This is a genomic window from Niastella caeni (assembly GCF_004834005.1).
Classification (GTDB): domain Bacteria; phylum Bacteroidota; class Bacteroidia; order Chitinophagales; family Chitinophagaceae; genus Niastella; species Niastella caeni.
The window spans coordinates 62,832-81,180 of record NZ_STFF01000017.1 but is presented as its reverse complement, the minus strand read 5'-3'; the positions used below and the strand labels follow the sequence as shown (position 1 = coordinate 81,180).

General features: G+C 44.7%; 9 protein-coding genes. 3 read left to right on the top strand and 6 right to left on the bottom strand.

Annotated features, from left to right (window positions below; all coding sequences use genetic code 11):
• Nucleotides 1–630 precede the first annotated feature (630 nt).
• Nucleotides 631–822, bottom strand: coding sequence for a response regulator (locus FAM09_RS30580; RefSeq protein ID WP_136580982.1), 192 nt, complete (start codon nt 820–822; stop codon nt 631–633).
• A gap of 549 nt (nt 823–1,371) precedes the next feature.
• Between FAM09_RS30580 and FAM09_RS30575 the strand changes: the two genes are divergently transcribed.
• Nucleotides 1,372–2,856, top strand: coding sequence for a hypothetical protein (locus FAM09_RS30575; protein ID WP_136580981.1), 1,485 nt, complete (start codon nt 1,372–1,374; stop codon nt 2,854–2,856).
• Between the two features lie 335 nt (nt 2,857–3,191).
• The gene (locus FAM09_RS30570; RefSeq protein ID WP_136580980.1) at nt 3,192–6,653 is read left to right on the top strand and encodes a transglutaminase family protein; all 3,462 of its coding nucleotides are present in this window, start codon (nt 3,192–3,194) and stop codon (nt 6,651–6,653) included.
• A 95-nt stretch (nt 6,654–6,748) separates the two neighbouring features.
• Here the strand turns inward: FAM09_RS30570 and FAM09_RS30565 are convergent, their stop codons facing one another.
• The 3 genes from FAM09_RS30565 to FAM09_RS30555 all read right to left on the bottom strand — a co-directional run bounded on the left by FAM09_RS30565 (nt 6,749) and on the right by FAM09_RS30555 (nt 13,434).
• Complete coding sequence (locus FAM09_RS30565; protein ID WP_136580979.1) at nt 6,749–7,630, bottom strand: transglutaminase family protein; 882 nt, start codon at nt 7,628–7,630, stop codon at nt 6,749–6,751.
• Between the two features lie 7 nt (nt 7,631–7,637).
• Nucleotides 7,638–10,217: a circularly permuted type 2 ATP-grasp protein gene (locus tag FAM09_RS30560; RefSeq protein WP_136580978.1), complete on the bottom strand. Its 2,580-nt coding sequence runs from the start codon at nt 10,215–10,217 to the stop codon at nt 7,638–7,640.
• A 415-nt stretch (nt 10,218–10,632) separates the two neighbouring features.
• Nucleotides 10,633–13,434 (bottom strand): beta propeller repeat protein, encoded by a 2,802-nt coding sequence (locus FAM09_RS30555; RefSeq protein WP_243751818.1) that lies wholly within the window; start codon nt 13,432–13,434, stop codon nt 10,633–10,635.
• Between the two features lie 349 nt (nt 13,435–13,783).
• Between FAM09_RS30555 and FAM09_RS30550 the strand changes: the two genes are divergently transcribed.
• A complete protein-coding gene (locus FAM09_RS30550) occupies nt 13,784–14,068 on the top strand; it encodes a VOC family protein (RefSeq protein ID WP_136580977.1) in 285 nt (94 codons plus the stop codon).
• A 54-nt stretch (nt 14,069–14,122) separates the two neighbouring features.
• On the opposite strand, the gene FAM09_RS30545 is transcribed toward FAM09_RS30550, so the two are convergent.
• Nucleotides 14,123–15,715 carry a glycoside hydrolase family 71/99-like protein gene (locus FAM09_RS30545; protein ID WP_136580976.1) on the bottom strand — a complete coding sequence of 531 codons (1,593 nt, stop codon included), beginning with the start codon at nt 15,713–15,715 and terminating at the stop codon, nt 14,123–14,125.
• A gap of 230 nt (nt 15,716–15,945) precedes the next feature.
• Nucleotides 15,946–18,012 carry a T9SS type A sorting domain-containing protein gene (locus FAM09_RS30540; protein WP_136580975.1) on the bottom strand — a complete coding sequence of 689 codons (2,067 nt, stop codon included), beginning with the start codon at nt 18,010–18,012 and terminating at the stop codon, nt 15,946–15,948.
• Nucleotides 18,013–18,349: the final 337 nt, after the last annotated feature.

The window sequence follows — 18,349 nt, the reverse complement described above, 5'->3', positions numbered from 1 at the left end:
CTCAAACTGTAAAGCAACTTCAGGATTATCACTTGCTTGTGTATAGCTTCTTCAGGACTATCTGCCGCTTGTGTATAGTTGCTTCAGGATTTATTCTTCACCTGTATAGTTATGTTAGGACGAGACACTATGAATTAACCCTCGTTCACTTACTTTCCATCAATTCTTATCTATACGTCACCAATTCTTATCTATAGGTCATCAATAACCAACTATGGAGCATCAGTTCATAACTTTTCAACATAAGTTTGTAACTTGTGAATGTAAGTAAAGAACTTTACACAAAAGTTATGCACTTATTGGCCAATATTGTATAGGGCTGCCCCAAAGTTTAATCAGGTTGTTCTAACGTTTGTCAGGTTGCGCCAATGTTTAATCAGATTGCTCCAAAGTTTAGTCATATTGGTCTAAAGTTAGTTATGGATGCGTCATAGTAAGTTATAAATGCTTCGTATTACATTAGATGTGCGACAAAGTTTGTAACATACATTCAGAATATTTAAAGATGTTACATAATTGCCAACTTTACGCTGAAACTTTCATCTTTAATCAAAGACATTTATCTATATCCGTAAAATAATTACGAGAAGTCATCTTATTGTTTGAAGTTAATAATTTCACTTGATCTATTTAGTGATTCCAACTGAGAGCCCTCCAGGAAAACAATGTGGGGCTGTGCTGTTCTATAAGCAGCCGCCCCTGTTGCAAACCGGCAGCTTTACCCACAAGATCGATCTCTGGAATATATGCCGCCAGCAGGCGGGAAAGCACCTCTCTTCCGGAATGTTCATCGTCAATGATCACCGCCCTGTATTTATACATGCTTATAAATTATCTGGCATGGAAAAAGATACGGAGGTGCCTGCTGCAGTTCCGTCGGGGTGGAATAGGTCTTTTATGGTCAGTTTGAATCGATCCGTTGCATAAATAGAATTTAGTTTTGCCAGCCGTTTATTGATATTTCCGGTGGCCACCCCAAACAGTGGCTATTCCATTTATGGCAGACCTAATTCCCCACCTTTATTAACTAATTAAACTATAATATGAAATTGCTTATTTGATCAACCCTTACCCAATATGCTCGAACCCAGCAAAACGGAATGAAGGCAGTATTACCATGCCATGTTTTGCACGCTTATTGGCACTTTCTACTCAGTTATAGACGATTTCAACGCATTTGTAAAATAGTTGCCTCGTGATAATTAATTTTTCTTAACATCGCACTATAACAACCTGGATTAAGTTTAGGCAGGCTGTTTCAGCCAAAACGGGTTCAAAACGGTCCAGGGGTAAATAGTAATATTATTTTTTTCAATTTTTCATTTACCGGGTACCTGGGAAGTGCCTCCGGGAGAAAAACAAATCGGATCTATGATAAAATACAAACGTGTATTAATCTTCTGCCTGATATCTTTTGTTCTGTTCATTATCCTGCAGAACATCTACCCGGTACCTAATTTTGTCACAGATTCAAGAATGTATATTTACGGTGCTGCTGACGAAAACAGTGTTGTTTCTTATCGTCCGCTGGGATATTCTGTTTTCCTGAAAGCAGTACATAACTACAACTCTTCCATATCAGCTGTCGTCTTTGCGCAATATTTTCTATACCTGGCATCCACATTATTCTTTCTTTTTACCATTCTTAAAGTATTTGACTTAAAGCCTTTATACCAGAATATTCTTTTTTTCTTTACATTGGTCAACCCACCTATGCTATTTCTGGCAAATAGCATACTATCTGATAGCCTTTTTATCTCCTTAACGGTTATCTGGATCACCTTACTGATAAGAATACTGTTATATTATCGCTGGATGGATATTGCACTCATGTTGTTAACACTATGGTGCAGCTTCTTTGTCAGGTATAGCGTATTGGTATACCCGGTACTTGCCATCATAGTGATTCTGCTCTTCCTGCCTCATAAGCTCAAGAAATTTTCCACCATTGCATGCATATTACTGTTAAGTGCTATTTTTTACCAGCATACAAAAAGCCTGGTAGAAGACGCTACGGGCGTATCCACATTTTCCGGGTTCGGTGGCTGGCAACTAGCCAATAATGCCATGAGCGTGTATGAAAGAACTCCTGGCGCCAAGGTAGACACTGACGATCCTGATATCAGCCTACTGGATAGCCTGGCGAGGAAGTACGCCGATTCAGTCCGGAAAGTCAACCCGAACTACAATGGAGTCACGGAGGATGACTATATGTGGCTGGATGCCAGCCCCTTCGTGGTTTTCAAACGCTGGTACCGCGCCCGCAATCCTTTTGTAGATGAGTTTTCCGCATGGACGGCCGAGTCTGTAATTTTAAACAAGTATGCATGGGATATTATTAAACAATACCCTATTAGATATTTCAGGTATTTCGTGCTTCCTAACGCCAGGACTTTTTTTATCCCGGAGATGAATGGGTTATCTGCATACACTACTCCTGAAATCTACCAGATTCCCATCGTCCGGCAATGGTATGGGCTTCCTGAAAGGATTAGTAATGATGCGAACGCTTTACTGCCACGCTACCTGAACGAACCGTTCCGGGATATTTATTCCCTGTTTAGCGTTGCTTTCGTGGTAACCATGCTGTTTTATCTAATGAATCCCCGCAAGTTCATCCTGTCCGCTGTGCCTAGAAAAATCATCTTTTCTATTGCCATTTTCTGGTTATTCCTGGCGGGGTTTAATATCCTGGTAGCGCCGGTGCACTACCGTTTTATCGCTATGCTGTTTCCGATTATTTTATGCGGCATACTCGTTGTATGGGGGAATTACAAAAAGGAGGGAGTACGAGGTAATCCCGGGACTGCTCCTACATCAAAGAAATACGCTGCTGACGTAGCCGCACGGACATGAGCCAGCAGCCTATTTAGTAAATAATCTGTTGCCTCCTCGGAAGTTCCAGCGAAATATTGATGGCCCATTCGAAGGTATTTTTTAAGTTAGAACTCTCAATATTGCCGCCGGCAAGGAACCCTTTTCATGGGCTGGGGTGCCTGTAAATGGCATTAATGTTTAATTTGAATTATCTGAATCCATCTGAGGTAAAAAAGACATTGCTTTCTAAACAATAAAATTCAAGTTCAGCTGCCGATGCCGGGATTGGAAATATATTTTAATATCACCATTTTCAAACTTAAATTTAAATAACGATTGTATTGCTTATTCTATACTTAACCAAACTCTGCTTTATGGCTATCAGGGTGGCAATACAACATAAAACCGTTTATACCTACGACAGGCTGGTTGCTCTTTCCCCTCATATATTCCGGTTGCGGCCTGCGACTCACTCCCGAACTGCCATTGAGGCTTATTCATTTAAGCTGAAACCACGAGACCATTTTATAAACTGGCAGCAAGACCCTTTTGGCAATTACCAGGCCCGGGTAGTTTTTCCTGAAAAAACGGACGTCATGGAAATTGATGTGGAAGTTATCGCCAATTTACAGGTGATCAATCCATTCGATTTTTTTGTAGAGGACTATGCTGAATTATTTCCTTTTGTATATGCGCCTGTGCTGGCTAAAGAACTGGCCCCTTACCTTGAGCATAAAGCGGAAGGACCTTTACTGCAAAAATGGGTTAAAAAACATATTGACACCAATACCCCAACTCCCATTGTTGATTTCCTGGTGAACATTAACCGGCAACTGAATAATGAAATTGTATACACTACCCGTATGGAACCGGGCGTACAAACGCCCGACGAAACACTCACCAAAGCGTTGGGGTCGTGCAGAGATTCGGCCTGGTTGCTGGTTAATATTTTGCGTCATGCCGGCCTGGCCGCACGTTTTGTATCGGGTTATCTGGTGCAGTTGAAAGCTGATGAACAATCGCTGGATGGCCCTTCGGGTGCTGCCAGTGATTTTACCGACCTGCACGCCTGGGCAGAAGTATATGTGCCAGGGGCAGGCTGGATTGGCCTGGACCCCACCTCGGGCCTGTTTGCCGGCGAGGGGCATATTCCATTGGCCTGTACGGCCGATTATGCCAGCGCCGCCCCCGTTGTGGGCGCCGCAGATAAAAGCGAGGTAACATTTACATTTGAAAATAAAGTTTCCCGTATTCATGAAGATCCGCGGGTGACCAAACCGTTTTCTGAAGCGCAATGGCAGCAAATTAACGCCATTGGCTACCAGGTTGATGAAGACCTGGTAGCCGGTGATGTGCGGTTAACCATGGGTGGAGAACCCACTTTTGTTTCTATCGACGATATGGAATCGGCGCAATGGAATACCGCGGCTGATGGCTATGAAAAAAGGATCCTGAGCCACGACCTCATTTACCGGTTACGCGAACAATTCGGGCCGGGTGGGTTCATTCATTACGGGCAGGGGAAATGGTACCCTGGTGAGCCCCTGCCTCGCTGGCAATATGGGTTGTACTGGCGAAAGGATGGTTACCCCATATGGCGGAATATTAATCTGATTGCACATGAAAAAAACGGCCGGGACCTTACGTATAAAGATGCCGAGCGCTTTTTGAATGAACTGGCCCGGCACCTGGCCGTTAGCACCGATAATATAAGCCCGGCTTATGAAGATGTGTTCTATTTTCTGTGGTCAGAGGGGAAGCTGCCGGTAAACGTTGATCCGCTGAAAAGCAACCTGAAAGATCCGCTGGAAAGAAAAACACTGGCGCAATTGCTGAACCAGGGGCTGGGCGAACCTGTTGGTTATGTATTACCCCTGGAATGGAATTACTGGAATAATAAATGGCTCAGCTGTAAATGGGTGTTTAACCGCGAACATCTTTATTTGATGCCGGGCAATTCCCCTGTGGGGCTTCGATTGCCGTTAGACTCATTGCCTGTAGTGACCAGGGCCAAAATGTCGCAGGCTGTAGAGCGTAGTATGTTTGAAGAATTGCCGGCGCTTGATTTTTTTCATGATACCATTACTGAGCGGTATGGGACCATTACGGCGCATTCAGTACCGGAACAGCGGATCGTGCATCAAACCGTAGTTGCTGCCGGGGAAGGAAGCGGAAAGAAGAAGAAAGCGCCTGTAGCCAAAGAAACGCTTCCGGAACCAGAGACTGAAATTACATTTAACGTTGCTACTATCAGAACCGCATTAAGCGTGGAAATAAGAAATGGCTTCTTATACGTTTTTATGCCGCCCATGCATTACCTGGAACATTACCTGGATGCGATGGCATCTATAGAAGCTACCGCTTCCAAACTGAATATACCGGTTCGCATTGAAGGGTATGAACCGCCCCGCGATAACCGGCTCGAAAAACTGGTAGTGTCGCCCGACCCCGGGGTGATAGAAGTAAATATTCATCCTGCCAAAAGCTGGGAAGCGCTTTGTAATAATACCAGCCTGTTGTATGAACAGGCCCGCCTGTGCCGGCTGGGTACTGAAAAATTTATGCTCGATGGCCGCCATACCGGCACAGGTGGCGGTAACCATATAACCATTGGGGGGGCAACACCTGCTGATAGTCCTTTGTTGCGAAGGCCCGATCTGTTGCGCAGTTTGATCACCTTCTGGCAGCACCACCCAGCCCTGTCGTACTTATTTTCCGGCGCTTTTGTTGGCCCCACCAGCCAGGCGCCGAGAATTGATGAAGGGTTGGAAGATAATTTGTATGAAATGGAAATTGCCTTTGGGCAGGTGCCGGAAAAAGGATTCATACCATTCTGGATAACCGACAGGCTGTTCAGGCATTTATTAACCGATCTTACCGGCAATACCCACCGCTCGGAATTTTGTATAGATAAAATGTATTCACCCGATTCGTCATCGGGCCGGTTGGGTATTTTGGAATTCCGTGGATTCGATATGCCACCCCACAAACACATGAGCCTGTTGCAATCTTTGCTCATCAGGGCCCTGGTTGCTGCATTTTGGAAAAAACCTTATAAACATAAACTGGTACGGCGGGGAACTGCTTTGTACGACAAGTACCTGTTGCCCCATTTTGTAAAACAGGATATGGAAGATGTGGTGGCGTATTTGAATAATGCAGGCTATGCATTTGATGTAAACTGGTTCAATGCTTTTTTTGAATTCCGGTTCCCGCAATACGGTTCTTTAAACATACGCGATATAGAATTGGAGTTGCGCATGGGCATAGAACCCTGGCATGTGTTGGGTGAAGAAATGTCGAACACGGGTACTTCCCGCTTTGTTGATTCCTCGCTTGAAAAAGTGCAGGTAAAGCTGAAAGGTTTGGTTGATAAACGATATATTTTATTGTGCAACGGCTCGATAGTGCCATTGACGGCTACCGGAGTAAAAGGCGAATATGTATGTGGTGTAAGGTACCGGGCCTGGCAACCGCCCAGTGCCCTGCATCCTACCATCGGCATAGATTCTCCATTAACCTTTGATATTGTAGATACCTGGAATGGTCGTTCCATTGGCGGATGTACCTACTATGTATCACACCCGGGCGGCAGAAGTTATGATACATTTCCAGTAAATAGTTTTGAAGCAGAATCCCGCCGTCATAACCGGTTTGGTGTTACCAGCCATACACAGGGACAGGCACAACAGCCTTTCCAGTCATTTACTTCGGGCGTGCAGCGTTATGTATTGAACAACCGGTTACCGTTCGTATATGATTCGCCCATACCTGATATCGATAGCGAGTTTCCTACCACCCTTGACCTTCGGAAAAAGAAAAGTTTTAGTTTGTAGTTTGTGGTTTGCAGTTTGTGGTTGCTGCCGCGCTTTGAGCCTCGCTATTAATAATGACTTTTCGAATTAAAGAACAACAAACCATAAACCTCAAACTACAAACCCGTGAGCCGTTTAACATCTACGGCAATAAACAACTGGTGCAGATCGCTGCTCATAATAATGCCGCGCAGGGGAACGATGTCGAAATAATTCCTTCCCCAGCCAATAACTATGTATTGTTCATCTGGCAATTTGTTATTGGTAGGGTCAAAATCAACCCAGCCCATTTCTGGTATAAAAACCGAAAACCAGGCATGTGAGGCGTCGGAACCTGTTAGCCTTTCCTGGCCAGGTGGTGGTACCGATTCAAGATAACCGCTGATGTACCGGGCGGCCAGTCCCATTGACTGCATACAGGCAATGCCCAGGTGGGCAAAATCCTGGCATACTCCTTTTCTTTCTTGCATTACTACCGATAGCGGAGTTGAAACCGTTGTGAAGCCTGGTGTATAGGTAAAATCAGTATAGATGCGCTGCATCAGGTCGCTTGCTGCTTCGAGTAAGGGGCGTTGTGGTGTAAAGGATTGGGCGGCATATTGCTGAATAGCTTCCGTTGCAATAGTAATATCAGCAGGAAAAACGAATTGTTTCTCGTGCATGTATTCTCCCGTTGATGACTGCAGCAGATCGCGTACACTTTCCCAGCTTTGAAGGTTTGGGGCTGTTAGTTTCCATTCCGGCGTTTTCCTTTCTACAATAGAGGAGGTGGTTACCGATAACATTTCATGCTCCTGTTCTACCACGAAATAGAAAACCCGGTTACCAAAAAAGTCAAGGTATTCATCAACGATCCCGGCTACAGGCGATATATCTAGTGCAAAGGAGCGGCATATCTGCGAAGGGGTATCCCGGGGCGCCAGCGTGGCCAGGTTATGGCAAAGCGGCACGGTTTCCTTATACGTATAAGTGGTGGTATGTTTAATGCTATACAACATAAAGCAATTATAAGATCCGGGTAACAAATAATTGTTGCTGCGAAAGGGTATGTTTGAAATAAGTTTTTGAAATAACGGCATTGGCTTCCAATAATAATTCGTTGAGCTTAAAAAGCAATTTGCTCAAGGCAACATATTCTTCGCCGCTACCTTCCGATTTTGATAATACCAGTCCGTTTGACAAACTCAGCAGGGTATGCGCTTCCAGCATCAGCCGCTCCGGCTCACTCAATGTTTGGGTTTTACCCTGTTTGGGCAGTGCTGATACATGCAGCCTGATCTTATCAAAAAGGTAAGCCAGTGATTTGGGATAGTTCATATCTAACATCAGCAACTCCAGTACCAGCGGCAGCTGCAAATGGTCTCTGAAGGTGTACCGGTAGGTAACCATGCTTTGAGTGGCCGTCAGTATGGCTTCCAGCAGTTCATATTCTGTTTGCGTTTCCTGTCTTTTATACAATACCTGTTGCAATATCCTTATAATAAACAGCGACTGTTCCAACTTTCTTCCCAGGTCGAAGATAGCCCATTCCTGCTCGCGCCGGGCGCTTTCACGGTTCATGCCCAAAAAAGCAAACATGGAAGTGTTCAAATTGTCTATGTCGTTGATCATAGAAGCCGGTTCGTGATGGGGCTGGCTTTTTGCCCGTTGCCATGTTTCGCCCAGTTGGTCTATCACCCGCCAGGAGTCGGCCGATAAAAAGCTGCGAATAGTATATACCGATTTTTTAAACAGGACCAGGTTTTGCGAAAGTGCGCCGCTTTTATTTTCATCATACTGGGTTTGCAAAAATTCATTCCAGGGGTCATTGAGCAGCTGCTGATAGGGTTCTGTATTTTCATCGCCTGTAAAGCCCGGATAGGAATAGGTACAATGTGTAAGCGCTGCCAGCAATATTTTTTTGGTAGCATTTGCTGTAGCAGGGGAGGGCTGCTGACTATGCATAACAAATTGCATAACGGTTCGCAACAACCGGGCGTTATTAATAAGCCGGTCTGTATAACGTCCGGCCCAAAACAGGTTTTCGGCAGTATGGCTTGGTAAAGATTCCTTTTGTATCAAATTGTAAGAACCGCTGGTTTGCAACTGAAATTTGAGTGGTTGCACATGGTCTTCGCCCGACGAAATAACCCAGGTGTCTTTACTGATGCCGCCGGTTTGGTTAGAAATAACAAAGCTGCTTTTGGTGTAATTGGTGCGGGTAAGCGCACCAGGCATAGCAACAAAACTATCTTCTTTTTTTACCAGGAAACCCCGGATCAGCGAATGCCTGGATTCTATTTTCCCATTCACCCACGAAGGGGTGGATGAGAAATCGATCTTTTCCTGACCGGTGTATAAATGGGGATTGGCTTTAATTTTTCTTATAAGCGCTGATTTTTCAGCGGCAGTAAGGGACGCTCCGTCAACAGCACTGCGGTTGCCGGCAGTATGCCTGAATATTCTGCGAATAACCAGGTGGGGCAGGTTGTCGATCACATATTGCATTTCCCGGGGCTGGCCACACCACCAGGTAGCAATAGAGGGAACTATCAGGTCTTCGCTGAGCAGGTGGCGGGCGGCCAGGTGCAAAAAAGGCATCAACCCGGCATTTTCAATAATACTGCTGCCCAGGGGATTGGCAATTGCTACGTTTCCTTTTCGTACTACATGTAATAATCCTGGTACACCCAGTAATGAATCACTTTTCAGCTCAAGCGGATCGCAGTATACGTCGTCCATCCTGCGCAGGATCACATCTACTCTTTCAAGGCCGTCAATGGTTTTCAGCCATACAAAATTATCTTTTACCATCAGGTCGTTACCCTGCACCAGGGTAATGCCCAGGTAACCCGACAGATAGGAATGCTCGAAATAGGTTTCATTTTCCGGACCGGGTGTAAGTATAACAATTCTGGGGGTATCATTCGTGTTTGGCGCAATGCTATGGAGCGCTTGTTGCACGGAGTCGAAAAATGGCGATAATCTTCTTACCTGTAAATTGGAAAATAATTCCGGTAAAACGCTCGACATGGCAAAACGATTTTCAAGGGCATACCCGTAGCCCGAAGGGGCCTGGGTTCTGTCGCTGACGATCCATAACCGGCCATCACTTCCGCGTGCCATATCGGCTGCGTATACCACCAGGTGTTGTTGTGCGGGTAATTTAATATGCATGCACGATCGTAAAAACCCGGGGTGCATATATATTAACTCCTGTGGAATAATTCCCTCTTTGATAAGCGTTTGAGGACCGTAAATATCTTTTAGCAATAAATTGAACAGCGTAGCCCGCTGTACCAACCCGCTATTAATGACTGCCCAATCTGTTGCGGATATAATTTGTGGAATGGGGTCTAGCTCCCATGGACGATTTTCTCCTGAAGGATCATTATAAATGTTATACGCCACGCCATTTTCCTTCAGTAGCCGTAAAATATCATGGGTGCGGTTTTGTATTTCCGTATGCCCCATTCCTTGCAACGAAGAAAAAAAACTTTCCCAAACAGCCTTTATGGCACCGTGTTCGGTATATAGTTCATTATACGACTGGGAATCGGGAATATATTGTTGCAGGAAGGCCTCTACAGAAATTTGTGCCGACATATTTGTTCTCAATAATTTTGTATATTTAAAATTACTGAATATTAAGCTGTGAATACGTATCTTTTAAGCCAGCTTGAGGTTCCTGAATGCTCAAAAATAGCTTATAATTCAATTCCTCATTATAAATAGGACCTTGTATGCCCAAAAATTTACTGCAATTGCGTTGACAATAAAGAATAATAAATCCAATTTGAATCGTCATGTAAGATATTGTCAGGCCTTATTCCATAATCTTCATACTGCAAAAGTTTTGCACTTCCTTTCAATAGGTTCTATATTCGTCCGGTTGTTCCGGCGAAAAAAAATTAAAAGCCCCTTCAAATCATCGGATTTGAAGGGGCTTTTGCGTTCGAAGTATTCTTGTGAAAAAGGTACGCAATCAGTACAAGCCGGAACCCAACCTTATTCTCAGCGATCAGAAAATTATTTTTATGGTGGCGATCTTTGATCCACCGGCTGCATTCAACACTTCTGCAAAACAAATATTGCTATGGGGAAACTGATCTGCTGGTATATTTATTACATTCTCTCCTGGTTCTACGGGCACAACAGCACTGGTATAAAGGGTTTGTCCAAACAGGTTAACCACCCGCACCACTACCTGTTGTTTTGCCTGGCTATTCAGGTACAAATTAATAACGTTATTTATGACCGGATTGGGCCTTACAGAAATTGTTGTTCGGGTAATAGCTGATAATCGCAGCGTAAGTACGGCGCTATAGCTGCCATAACCACTCTTATTAATTTCCCTGATACGGTAGCGTATGGTACCACTTAAAGCAGTAACATCTTCGCTGTATGTATAATTATTCTGCCTGTTTGCGGTGGTAGTATATACTTCCTGCCAATGAACCGCATCCAGGCTTCTTTCCACTGCATACCCGGTAATACCGGCATCGGCATTTGTTTGCCATTTCACATCTGCATACACTTTTTGTGATACCGGCCGTTGCGATACGGATGCATGGGTAAATTGCAGGGGCAGCACCGACAGATCTGATTCGACAGAAACCAGACCTCGTCCTACTGTAGCCATATACGCCCGGCCATATACGTTCATATCGCCCATTACAAAATTACCGTTACCCACGCCTCCCCACTCATGGGCATCGTCGTTTATTCGTGTCCACGAAGCGCCCTGGTCTGTAGAACGGAACATACCTCTTACCCCGCCAACAGTTCCCCAAATATAAACAGCGGGATAAGCAGCTCCCGTTGCAGCTTTACCAAATCCAACAGCTCTGCAATTAGTAACATTGGCAACAGTTGTCCATGAGGTTCCATTGTTCGTGGTGTATTTCAATCCGCCCCCGCCCAAAGCTACCCATACATGTCCTTCATTATCCGGAACTGCCCTTGCCCGTGCTGATCCCCATTGACCTGGGTTAGATGCTGAGGCGGTAAAACTTACACCTTTATTGGTACTTACTAACAGTTGTCCGCTATTAGGGCTATACATGTAAAATTTATTGGTGTTAACGTAATCTGCTATTGGATGAGCATCCTGCACATTAGTAACACCTGTACTTGTCCATGAACCTCCATTATTTGTTGAATAATAAGTTGTACTACTGCCGCCGGGACAATGAAGTATGGTATTTCCATCTGCCGACAATGCTACTTTCCCATAGCCGCCGCCATTAGTAGAAGCCGCTTGCGTCCAGGTTGACCCCTGATCGGTAGAGTAGTATAAATTATCTGTAACCCTTACGACTTTACTGGTGTTGTTAGCGGCATATGCCACACTGGTGTTATTAGGAGCACTAGGGTTAATTAACTGAGTCGCATAGGTATAAATATCCGAAGCGTACACCGCTCCGTGTTGGTCTCCCATTACGGTTATAAGAGGGCCTCCCGGAATGCTTATAGCATCAAGCACTACCGTTTCTTCCAGTCCTTTTACATCAAATTTCCAGGAAACGTTGGTTGCATTGATATCATCGCAGGTAAAAAGTCCATTCCCCGACATCACCCTTACTCTTGCCGTATTTAACGGATCAAAGTCAATGCAATCTGCCCAATGTATCCCATAAGGAGCGATCCAGCCAATGCCATTGGTGTTCAGGGTGCTTGTGCACGTCAACTTTGAGGTCCAGGTACTCCCTCCGTCGGTAGATAAGTAAATACGATCTCCCCAAACGTTGTTGCAAAACTGGTTGTTATTCCAGACGTTAACCGTGGAAACAATAACCCTGTTTTTATTTGCCGGATCAACACTTACGCCACCATAAGGGTAATTATTTCCCTCTGGAGTAATGTTGGTCCAGGTTCCCGTAGCAGTAGCCAATTTGTAAACTCTTCCGCTGCTGCCGTTCGATGGACCCTGTTCATCCGCCATTGATACATATAAAGTAGAATTATCAGAAGATAAAACGGCCCTGTGAGGCATAAATGAATTATCAGGCTGAATTGCGGAGAACGTGTTGCCCCCGTCCGTACTTTTGTATATGTTATTGGCTCCCGTGCGGGATACTCCAATATAAATAGTTTGGGTAACTCCTCCCGAAACACTGGAAGGGTCAAACACTACAAAGCAGATCCCGTTTCCATTGGTTGTAGTGGTTACTCCATTCCAGGCCAGCGTCCAGGTAGAACCACCGTTGGTACTTTTCCACAAACCATTTGATTTCGTTCCGCAAAATAGGACGTTGCTGTTATTAGGATCCACAGCCAGACGTTCGCCATTACCCCTTCCCAAAGCATTTCCGTGAGTCTTAAATTGTGAAGTCACCTCCACTATAGAAAATGTATTTCCCTTATCTGTGGATTTTAAGATCGCTGTTTTTCCACCATTGAAGTAATCAGTCCCGGCAAATAAATATAGATTATTTGGATTCTGAGGGTCCAGCGCCAAAGCTTCCACTCCCTGATAGGTTGTTTCATCCTCAGAATTCCAATCGAGCAAAGGGATCCATTTTGAATTTACGGCATCCCAACGGTAAGCGCCTCCAACATCTGTGCGGCAGTAAACATCGCCTGATGTTTTATGACTTATGATCCCTGTTATAAAACCACCTCCCCCAAAGGCTACATTACCAAATGATTGTGCAATTAGATTTGTTTGTGAAAAGCAAAAAAGGATCAGCCAGAAAGCCACTATAAATCGGGGCCGGCAATACTTTACATTTTTCCATGCATAGGTTTGAGCATCAGCCTTTGCTGATATTATGTACAACATTAAGAACAATAAAAGCTTCTTAGGATAACATTGTTTCATGTGACGGATTTTATTCGTTGGTTGAAGCCGTTTAGGATTCAAATGTTATGCCATTAAGGGTGCACCATAGTGTCTGATTGTTTCAGGATGGGGTAGGAAATGTTACAAATGAGTGATTATTATGGTCAAAATTCTCTTGTTTTAATATCCAAACTACCCCTTGTATATATGAAGAGGGTGAAAAAGTAATTTTGGGGATTACTTCAATTCCATTACGCTCTATACATCGCCATAAAACACAAAAAAGGCGCCTCTTATTTTTGAGACGCCTTCGTTTGCTTTTTAACGTTTTCTGGAATGCAGGTCAGGAGCGGGATTGCGGTCTTTCTTTTATCCGCGTTGAATAATTATGCAGCAGAATCAGTTCGGCTGGACGCCCACCGGTATTCCTTTTGCCAACCTGGTGAACACCCGTACTACAGATGGTATACAGGGGCAAATTGTTGCTTTGGGTCATGAACCCCATAATTATGTAATGGTATACATCCAGGTTGACGACATCTATGCACATTTGGAAAAGATAGCCACAGAAGGAGGAGAAAAGCTGATTGGCCCAGTGACCCTGCCTAATGGCAAACAGTTTGCCTGGTTCAAAGATCCTGAAGGTAATATGATAGGGTTGGTGACGAAATAATTGCTCACGATGCTTTTGTGCGAGATAAGCAACTGTTATTTGATTGCGCAAATATTATTTTACCAAACTCCACTGATTACTCTCAAAATAATCTGGCACCACTGTACACTGCGCCAACCCACTCTGATTCTCCAAATTGAGATAAGTGCCTTTCCATTCATTCTTCAACCGCGTATACCCGTTATAATTTTCCAGCACCCAATAACTGCTATAGTAAGTACCCGGTACATCCGTGCTTTCCACATAACTATATAAGTGCTCTACATTCAGGTAATGCCCCGTGGAAAGATTCTTAAATCGTACATGTCCATTCACCGTCTCTTGTACCCAACGATATTGATTCCCGCCTGGGAACGTGGTGTACTTCACCTGCCCATTATCTTCATACAAATAAGTACTCAACCACCTGTTTTTTATATACACCCCCGTAGTTGTATTTCCACCACCCAAATTATTCAATAATGACTCTGCCTGGGTTACCTGCAAATTAGCCAGGTAAATAAACACCTGGTCCAACTGCATCTGCACAGCCGAATTTCCTGCATACGTTTTCCGGGCCTGGTACAATTGATAGATCAACTCTAATTCATGTTGCGTGTAAGGAACGCCTAATTTTTGTTGCATAGTCGTAAGGAAAGAATATCCGAATTCCTGTGTAGGCTCTATCATCGTTCCTTCTCCATAATCATTCCAGGTGGCAAATTGAATAATATTCACCCGGGAAGCAAGTGCCTTATCTAACATCATCCCAAAAGTTCCGTTATACGGAATTTTCCATGTAGGGCCATCTGCCTGCCCTGCTGCATAAAAAGAATTAAACCCAGGATACACTACACCAATAGACAAAGGAAAATTGGCTGATTGTACATAATAGTTATCCACCACCCCGGGATGGCTCTGGTATATCCAGGGATATTCCCCACCTGCATTATTCGTTCCTACTTCTGAAGTAAATCCATACAATGGTAGTATCCTGGGCTTCGGACTGATACCATGTAGAATAGCATCCCACTCAGTAGATGTATGAAAAGTGATCGGTCCAAAATTGAGTACAACAGGGGCGCCATTTGTTGTCAAATAATTAGATTGCGGGAAATAATTGTTTTGCATATAAACAAAGTCACCATGCGCGCCAGCGGTATTGCCGGCATTCCAGTTCCGGTCTTCCTGTACAATTCCAAATTGTAAACCTACTGCATTGAGCTTGCTAATGAATGCATTGGAATTGGTAAGATTATCGGGTAAGTCATAGATCGCTCTCGTTCCGGGCCAATCAATAAAAACGCCATCGGCGCCTGCATATTTCATCAATAATAATTGGTACTCAATGATTGCAGGATCGCCTGAGTAATAAGGCCCGGTTTGTGGATAATAATAAGCGGCAATCTGCCGCTTCCCATTTACAATAATTTCCGGATTCTGCGTATTCATTTTCCAATGGTATCCCCATACCCCTTTAGAGTCAGGCGTTTCAAACCAGGGCATGTAGTGAATGAAAATTTTCTTAGTCGTCGTTTTACTTACCGCTACAACATTGGCTAATGCCGCTGTAGTTGTAGTTTTTTTTGTCAATAGGGGAACGTGCTGTTGTTTATTACATGCAAACAGTAATAATACTGCACAACTGAGCCAGGATAGATTTTTCATATTAGATATTTATATGAATAATAAGGTATGTATCAACGTGGACCTGTACCCGTAAAAGTAAATAGTTTAGCACATGCAAATGTGGCCTGTTAAACAGGAAAAATCCACAAAATGAAGCCGTTGTTCACCTTGCGGCCTGATAATAGTGAATGCTATTTATAAAATGTGGAACGGCACAATGGAGGTGCCTATGTTAGAGGGATAGGAAAGTAAAAAAGCTTATGTATTACTTAGCGCTGCAATTTTACCAATTTACCATTCCGGTAACTGGCGCCATCGGAGGCTTTGACAAAATATATTCCGTTCGGCAAGCTTTGCAGGTCGGTTAGCCGCAATTCATTAAGGCCTGTTTTTAACTTGTATTGCCGGCTCAGCACGGCATGACCGGTTACATCGAACATGGTAACCTGGAGTTTATTAATGCCGGTTGAAGGCCATCTGAGTGTAACATGCTCCATGGCAGGAACAGGACCTATATCCAATGCGCCTTCAGAAAAACCGGTTTGTATGGTAATAACCTTACTTAAAAATGTTTGACCGTTCGTACTGCGTGCTTTGATGCGGTAAAAGACAGTCGCTTCTGTACCGGTTGATGCATCTGAAAAGTTATACCTGCCCATCTCGTCATTCCCACGCTTTACTATGCCGGCTGTAACAAAACTGGTCCCATTGTTACTCCGTTCTATGGTATAGTTTGTTACCTCTTTTTCATGGGCAACCTCCCAGTTGATCAATACCTGCGCCCCGTTCCTTTTTCCATTTATCATTAAAAATTTCATGGGTAAAGCCGTACAGGTAGGAGGGAAGGCCACCACCGTTCCTGTAATTAATGCCCCTGCAGCGCCGCCCTGGGCGCCATAATTAATAGTACCCGAACCATTATTTGTAGTGCCGGCTGTTCCGCCTGTTACCGAAGCTGCATTCAGTGTTCCGTTGGTGCATATAACACCGCCACCGCCACCACCGCCGGGCCCGTGTTGCGGAGTAGGGTTGTTAGTAATCCAAAAATTAGTGCCGCCATTTCCGCCATTGGCAAATACAGTGAGATTGGAATGACCGCTGTGGGCGTTGATCAATACGCTACCACCAGCGCCACCACCGCCTGCTGCGTCGTTGGTAACAGTGCTATTTGCGTTACTACCATTGGCCAATACAACCCCCGGGTTAATAATGGCGCCGGCGCTGATGATAACAATGCCGCCACCCGCGGCGCCGCTGGAAGCCAACCCGCCGCCTGGGGCGCCGGTACCGTCATTACTGTCGCCGGCTCCGCCGCCGCCGCCCATCACCAGTTGCAACGGGTTTCGCTGCGCGAATGGAGCGCCGGGATTACCGCCGTACAGCCTATTCGTTCCATATGTGTTGCCGCCCTTTCCACCTGCGCCGCCATTACCACCGCCACCACCGCCACTGTTAATTTCATTGCCGCCCCCACCAGCGTTGCCGGGGGCGCCCCTGCCAAAACTGCCGCCGGGATAGCCTTCTTCTGTATTTTGCACCAGAGAACCATAATGGTTGCTGTTAATTAGCCGCGGTGTTCCGGCTATCCCTTCCCCCTTGGAAGCATGGAAGCCAGTCTGGGCAATTATGTTGGCATTGGTGGGCGACGCAGTGACAAAGACGGGGTTGTTTTCATTGCCAACAGTCAGCCGTACGCCGCCGCCGCCGCGGAAACCGGCGCCGGAAACGTTGATCGTATCACCGTTCATGTTAAGGGTGTTCATCACCGCCATCACTATTACTCCGCCGGTTGCCCCATTCCAGCGAGGCGCCGTAATGTCGGCGTTCAAAATAAGGTTGTAATATACCGGTACACGAATTACCTGGTAAGTGTACTGGCCATCGGCGCCAAAAGCGGCTTTTTTATAATTATTAACCGTTCCCGTCTGCAGCGTCAACGTACCGCCGGTCAACGGAACGGAATTAGTTGCTACTACATATTCCATATTACCGGCGTATAATTCAGCATTATTCAGGTAACCGCTACTGCTTACACCATCTCCATAAGTAGCGTCATTGGCTGAAATGATCTGCGCACCCTGCATTTGAATGATCAATAGAATATCACCCGCACTTACAGGCGTTGTTCCATAAGCGGCGGCGCCTATGGCAACAGCAGTACTGCCTGCGCTAACCGTTGCCTGCAGCCCCGGATAATACGTATTGGCATTGGAAGTGATAGTGGTTGCAACTGGCGGCGGACAAGTTTGCCCCTTTACGTTATATACTGATAATATCGCTATACACAATATTACCGGAAGGTGTTTAACAACGCTTGCCTGTAAGACGGTTTTCATCGGGTAACGAATTTTCGTTATAGGTATCAGATCCTGAATGTGTAAAAATGAACAGGCCGGGGCAACTGTTTCCTAGTATTAGTTGGATATTGAAAATTCGTTAATTGTATGTTGATGAACAAGAAACTGATTTATACCCGATCCGCTGAAGTGTTGGGTAATACAACAATATCGATTACCCCCGATACCCGTAAATTATTGCCAATTTGAAAATTCAATCAAAGGAGAATGATTATCGATTTTATCAATATTTCCGTTTTGCTTAATCATTCCATTATAAGCCACTTGCTTCTGCTTTTTGTTTGATTCACGCAATTTTCGGTTTGATAGCAGCAAC

Coding starts and splice junctions, on each gene's coding strand:
- FAM09_RS30580 (WP_136580982.1), bottom strand. CDS start 822: ATGTATAAATACAGGGCGGTGATCATTGACGATGAACATTCCGGAAGA.
- FAM09_RS30575 (WP_136580981.1), top strand. CDS start 1,372: ATGATAAAATACAAACGTGTATTAATCTTCTGCCTGATATCTTTTGTT.
- FAM09_RS30570 (WP_136580980.1), top strand. CDS start 3,192: ATGGCTATCAGGGTGGCAATACAACATAAAACCGTTTATACCTACGAC.
- FAM09_RS30565 (WP_136580979.1), bottom strand. CDS start 7,630: ATGTTGTATAGCATTAAACATACCACCACTTATACGTATAAGGAAACC.
- FAM09_RS30560 (WP_136580978.1), bottom strand. CDS start 10,217: ATGTCGGCACAAATTTCTGTAGAGGCCTTCCTGCAACAATATATTCCC.
- FAM09_RS30555 (WP_243751818.1), bottom strand. CDS start 13,434: ATGAAACAATGTTATCCTAAGAAGCTTTTATTGTTCTTAATGTTGTAC.
- FAM09_RS30550 (WP_136580977.1), top strand. CDS start 13,784: ATGCAGCAGAATCAGTTCGGCTGGACGCCCACCGGTATTCCTTTTGCC.
- FAM09_RS30545 (WP_136580976.1), bottom strand. CDS start 15,715: ATGAAAAATCTATCCTGGCTCAGTTGTGCAGTATTATTACTGTTTGCA.
- FAM09_RS30540 (WP_136580975.1), bottom strand. CDS start 18,012: ATGAAAACCGTCTTACAGGCAAGCGTTGTTAAACACCTTCCGGTAATA.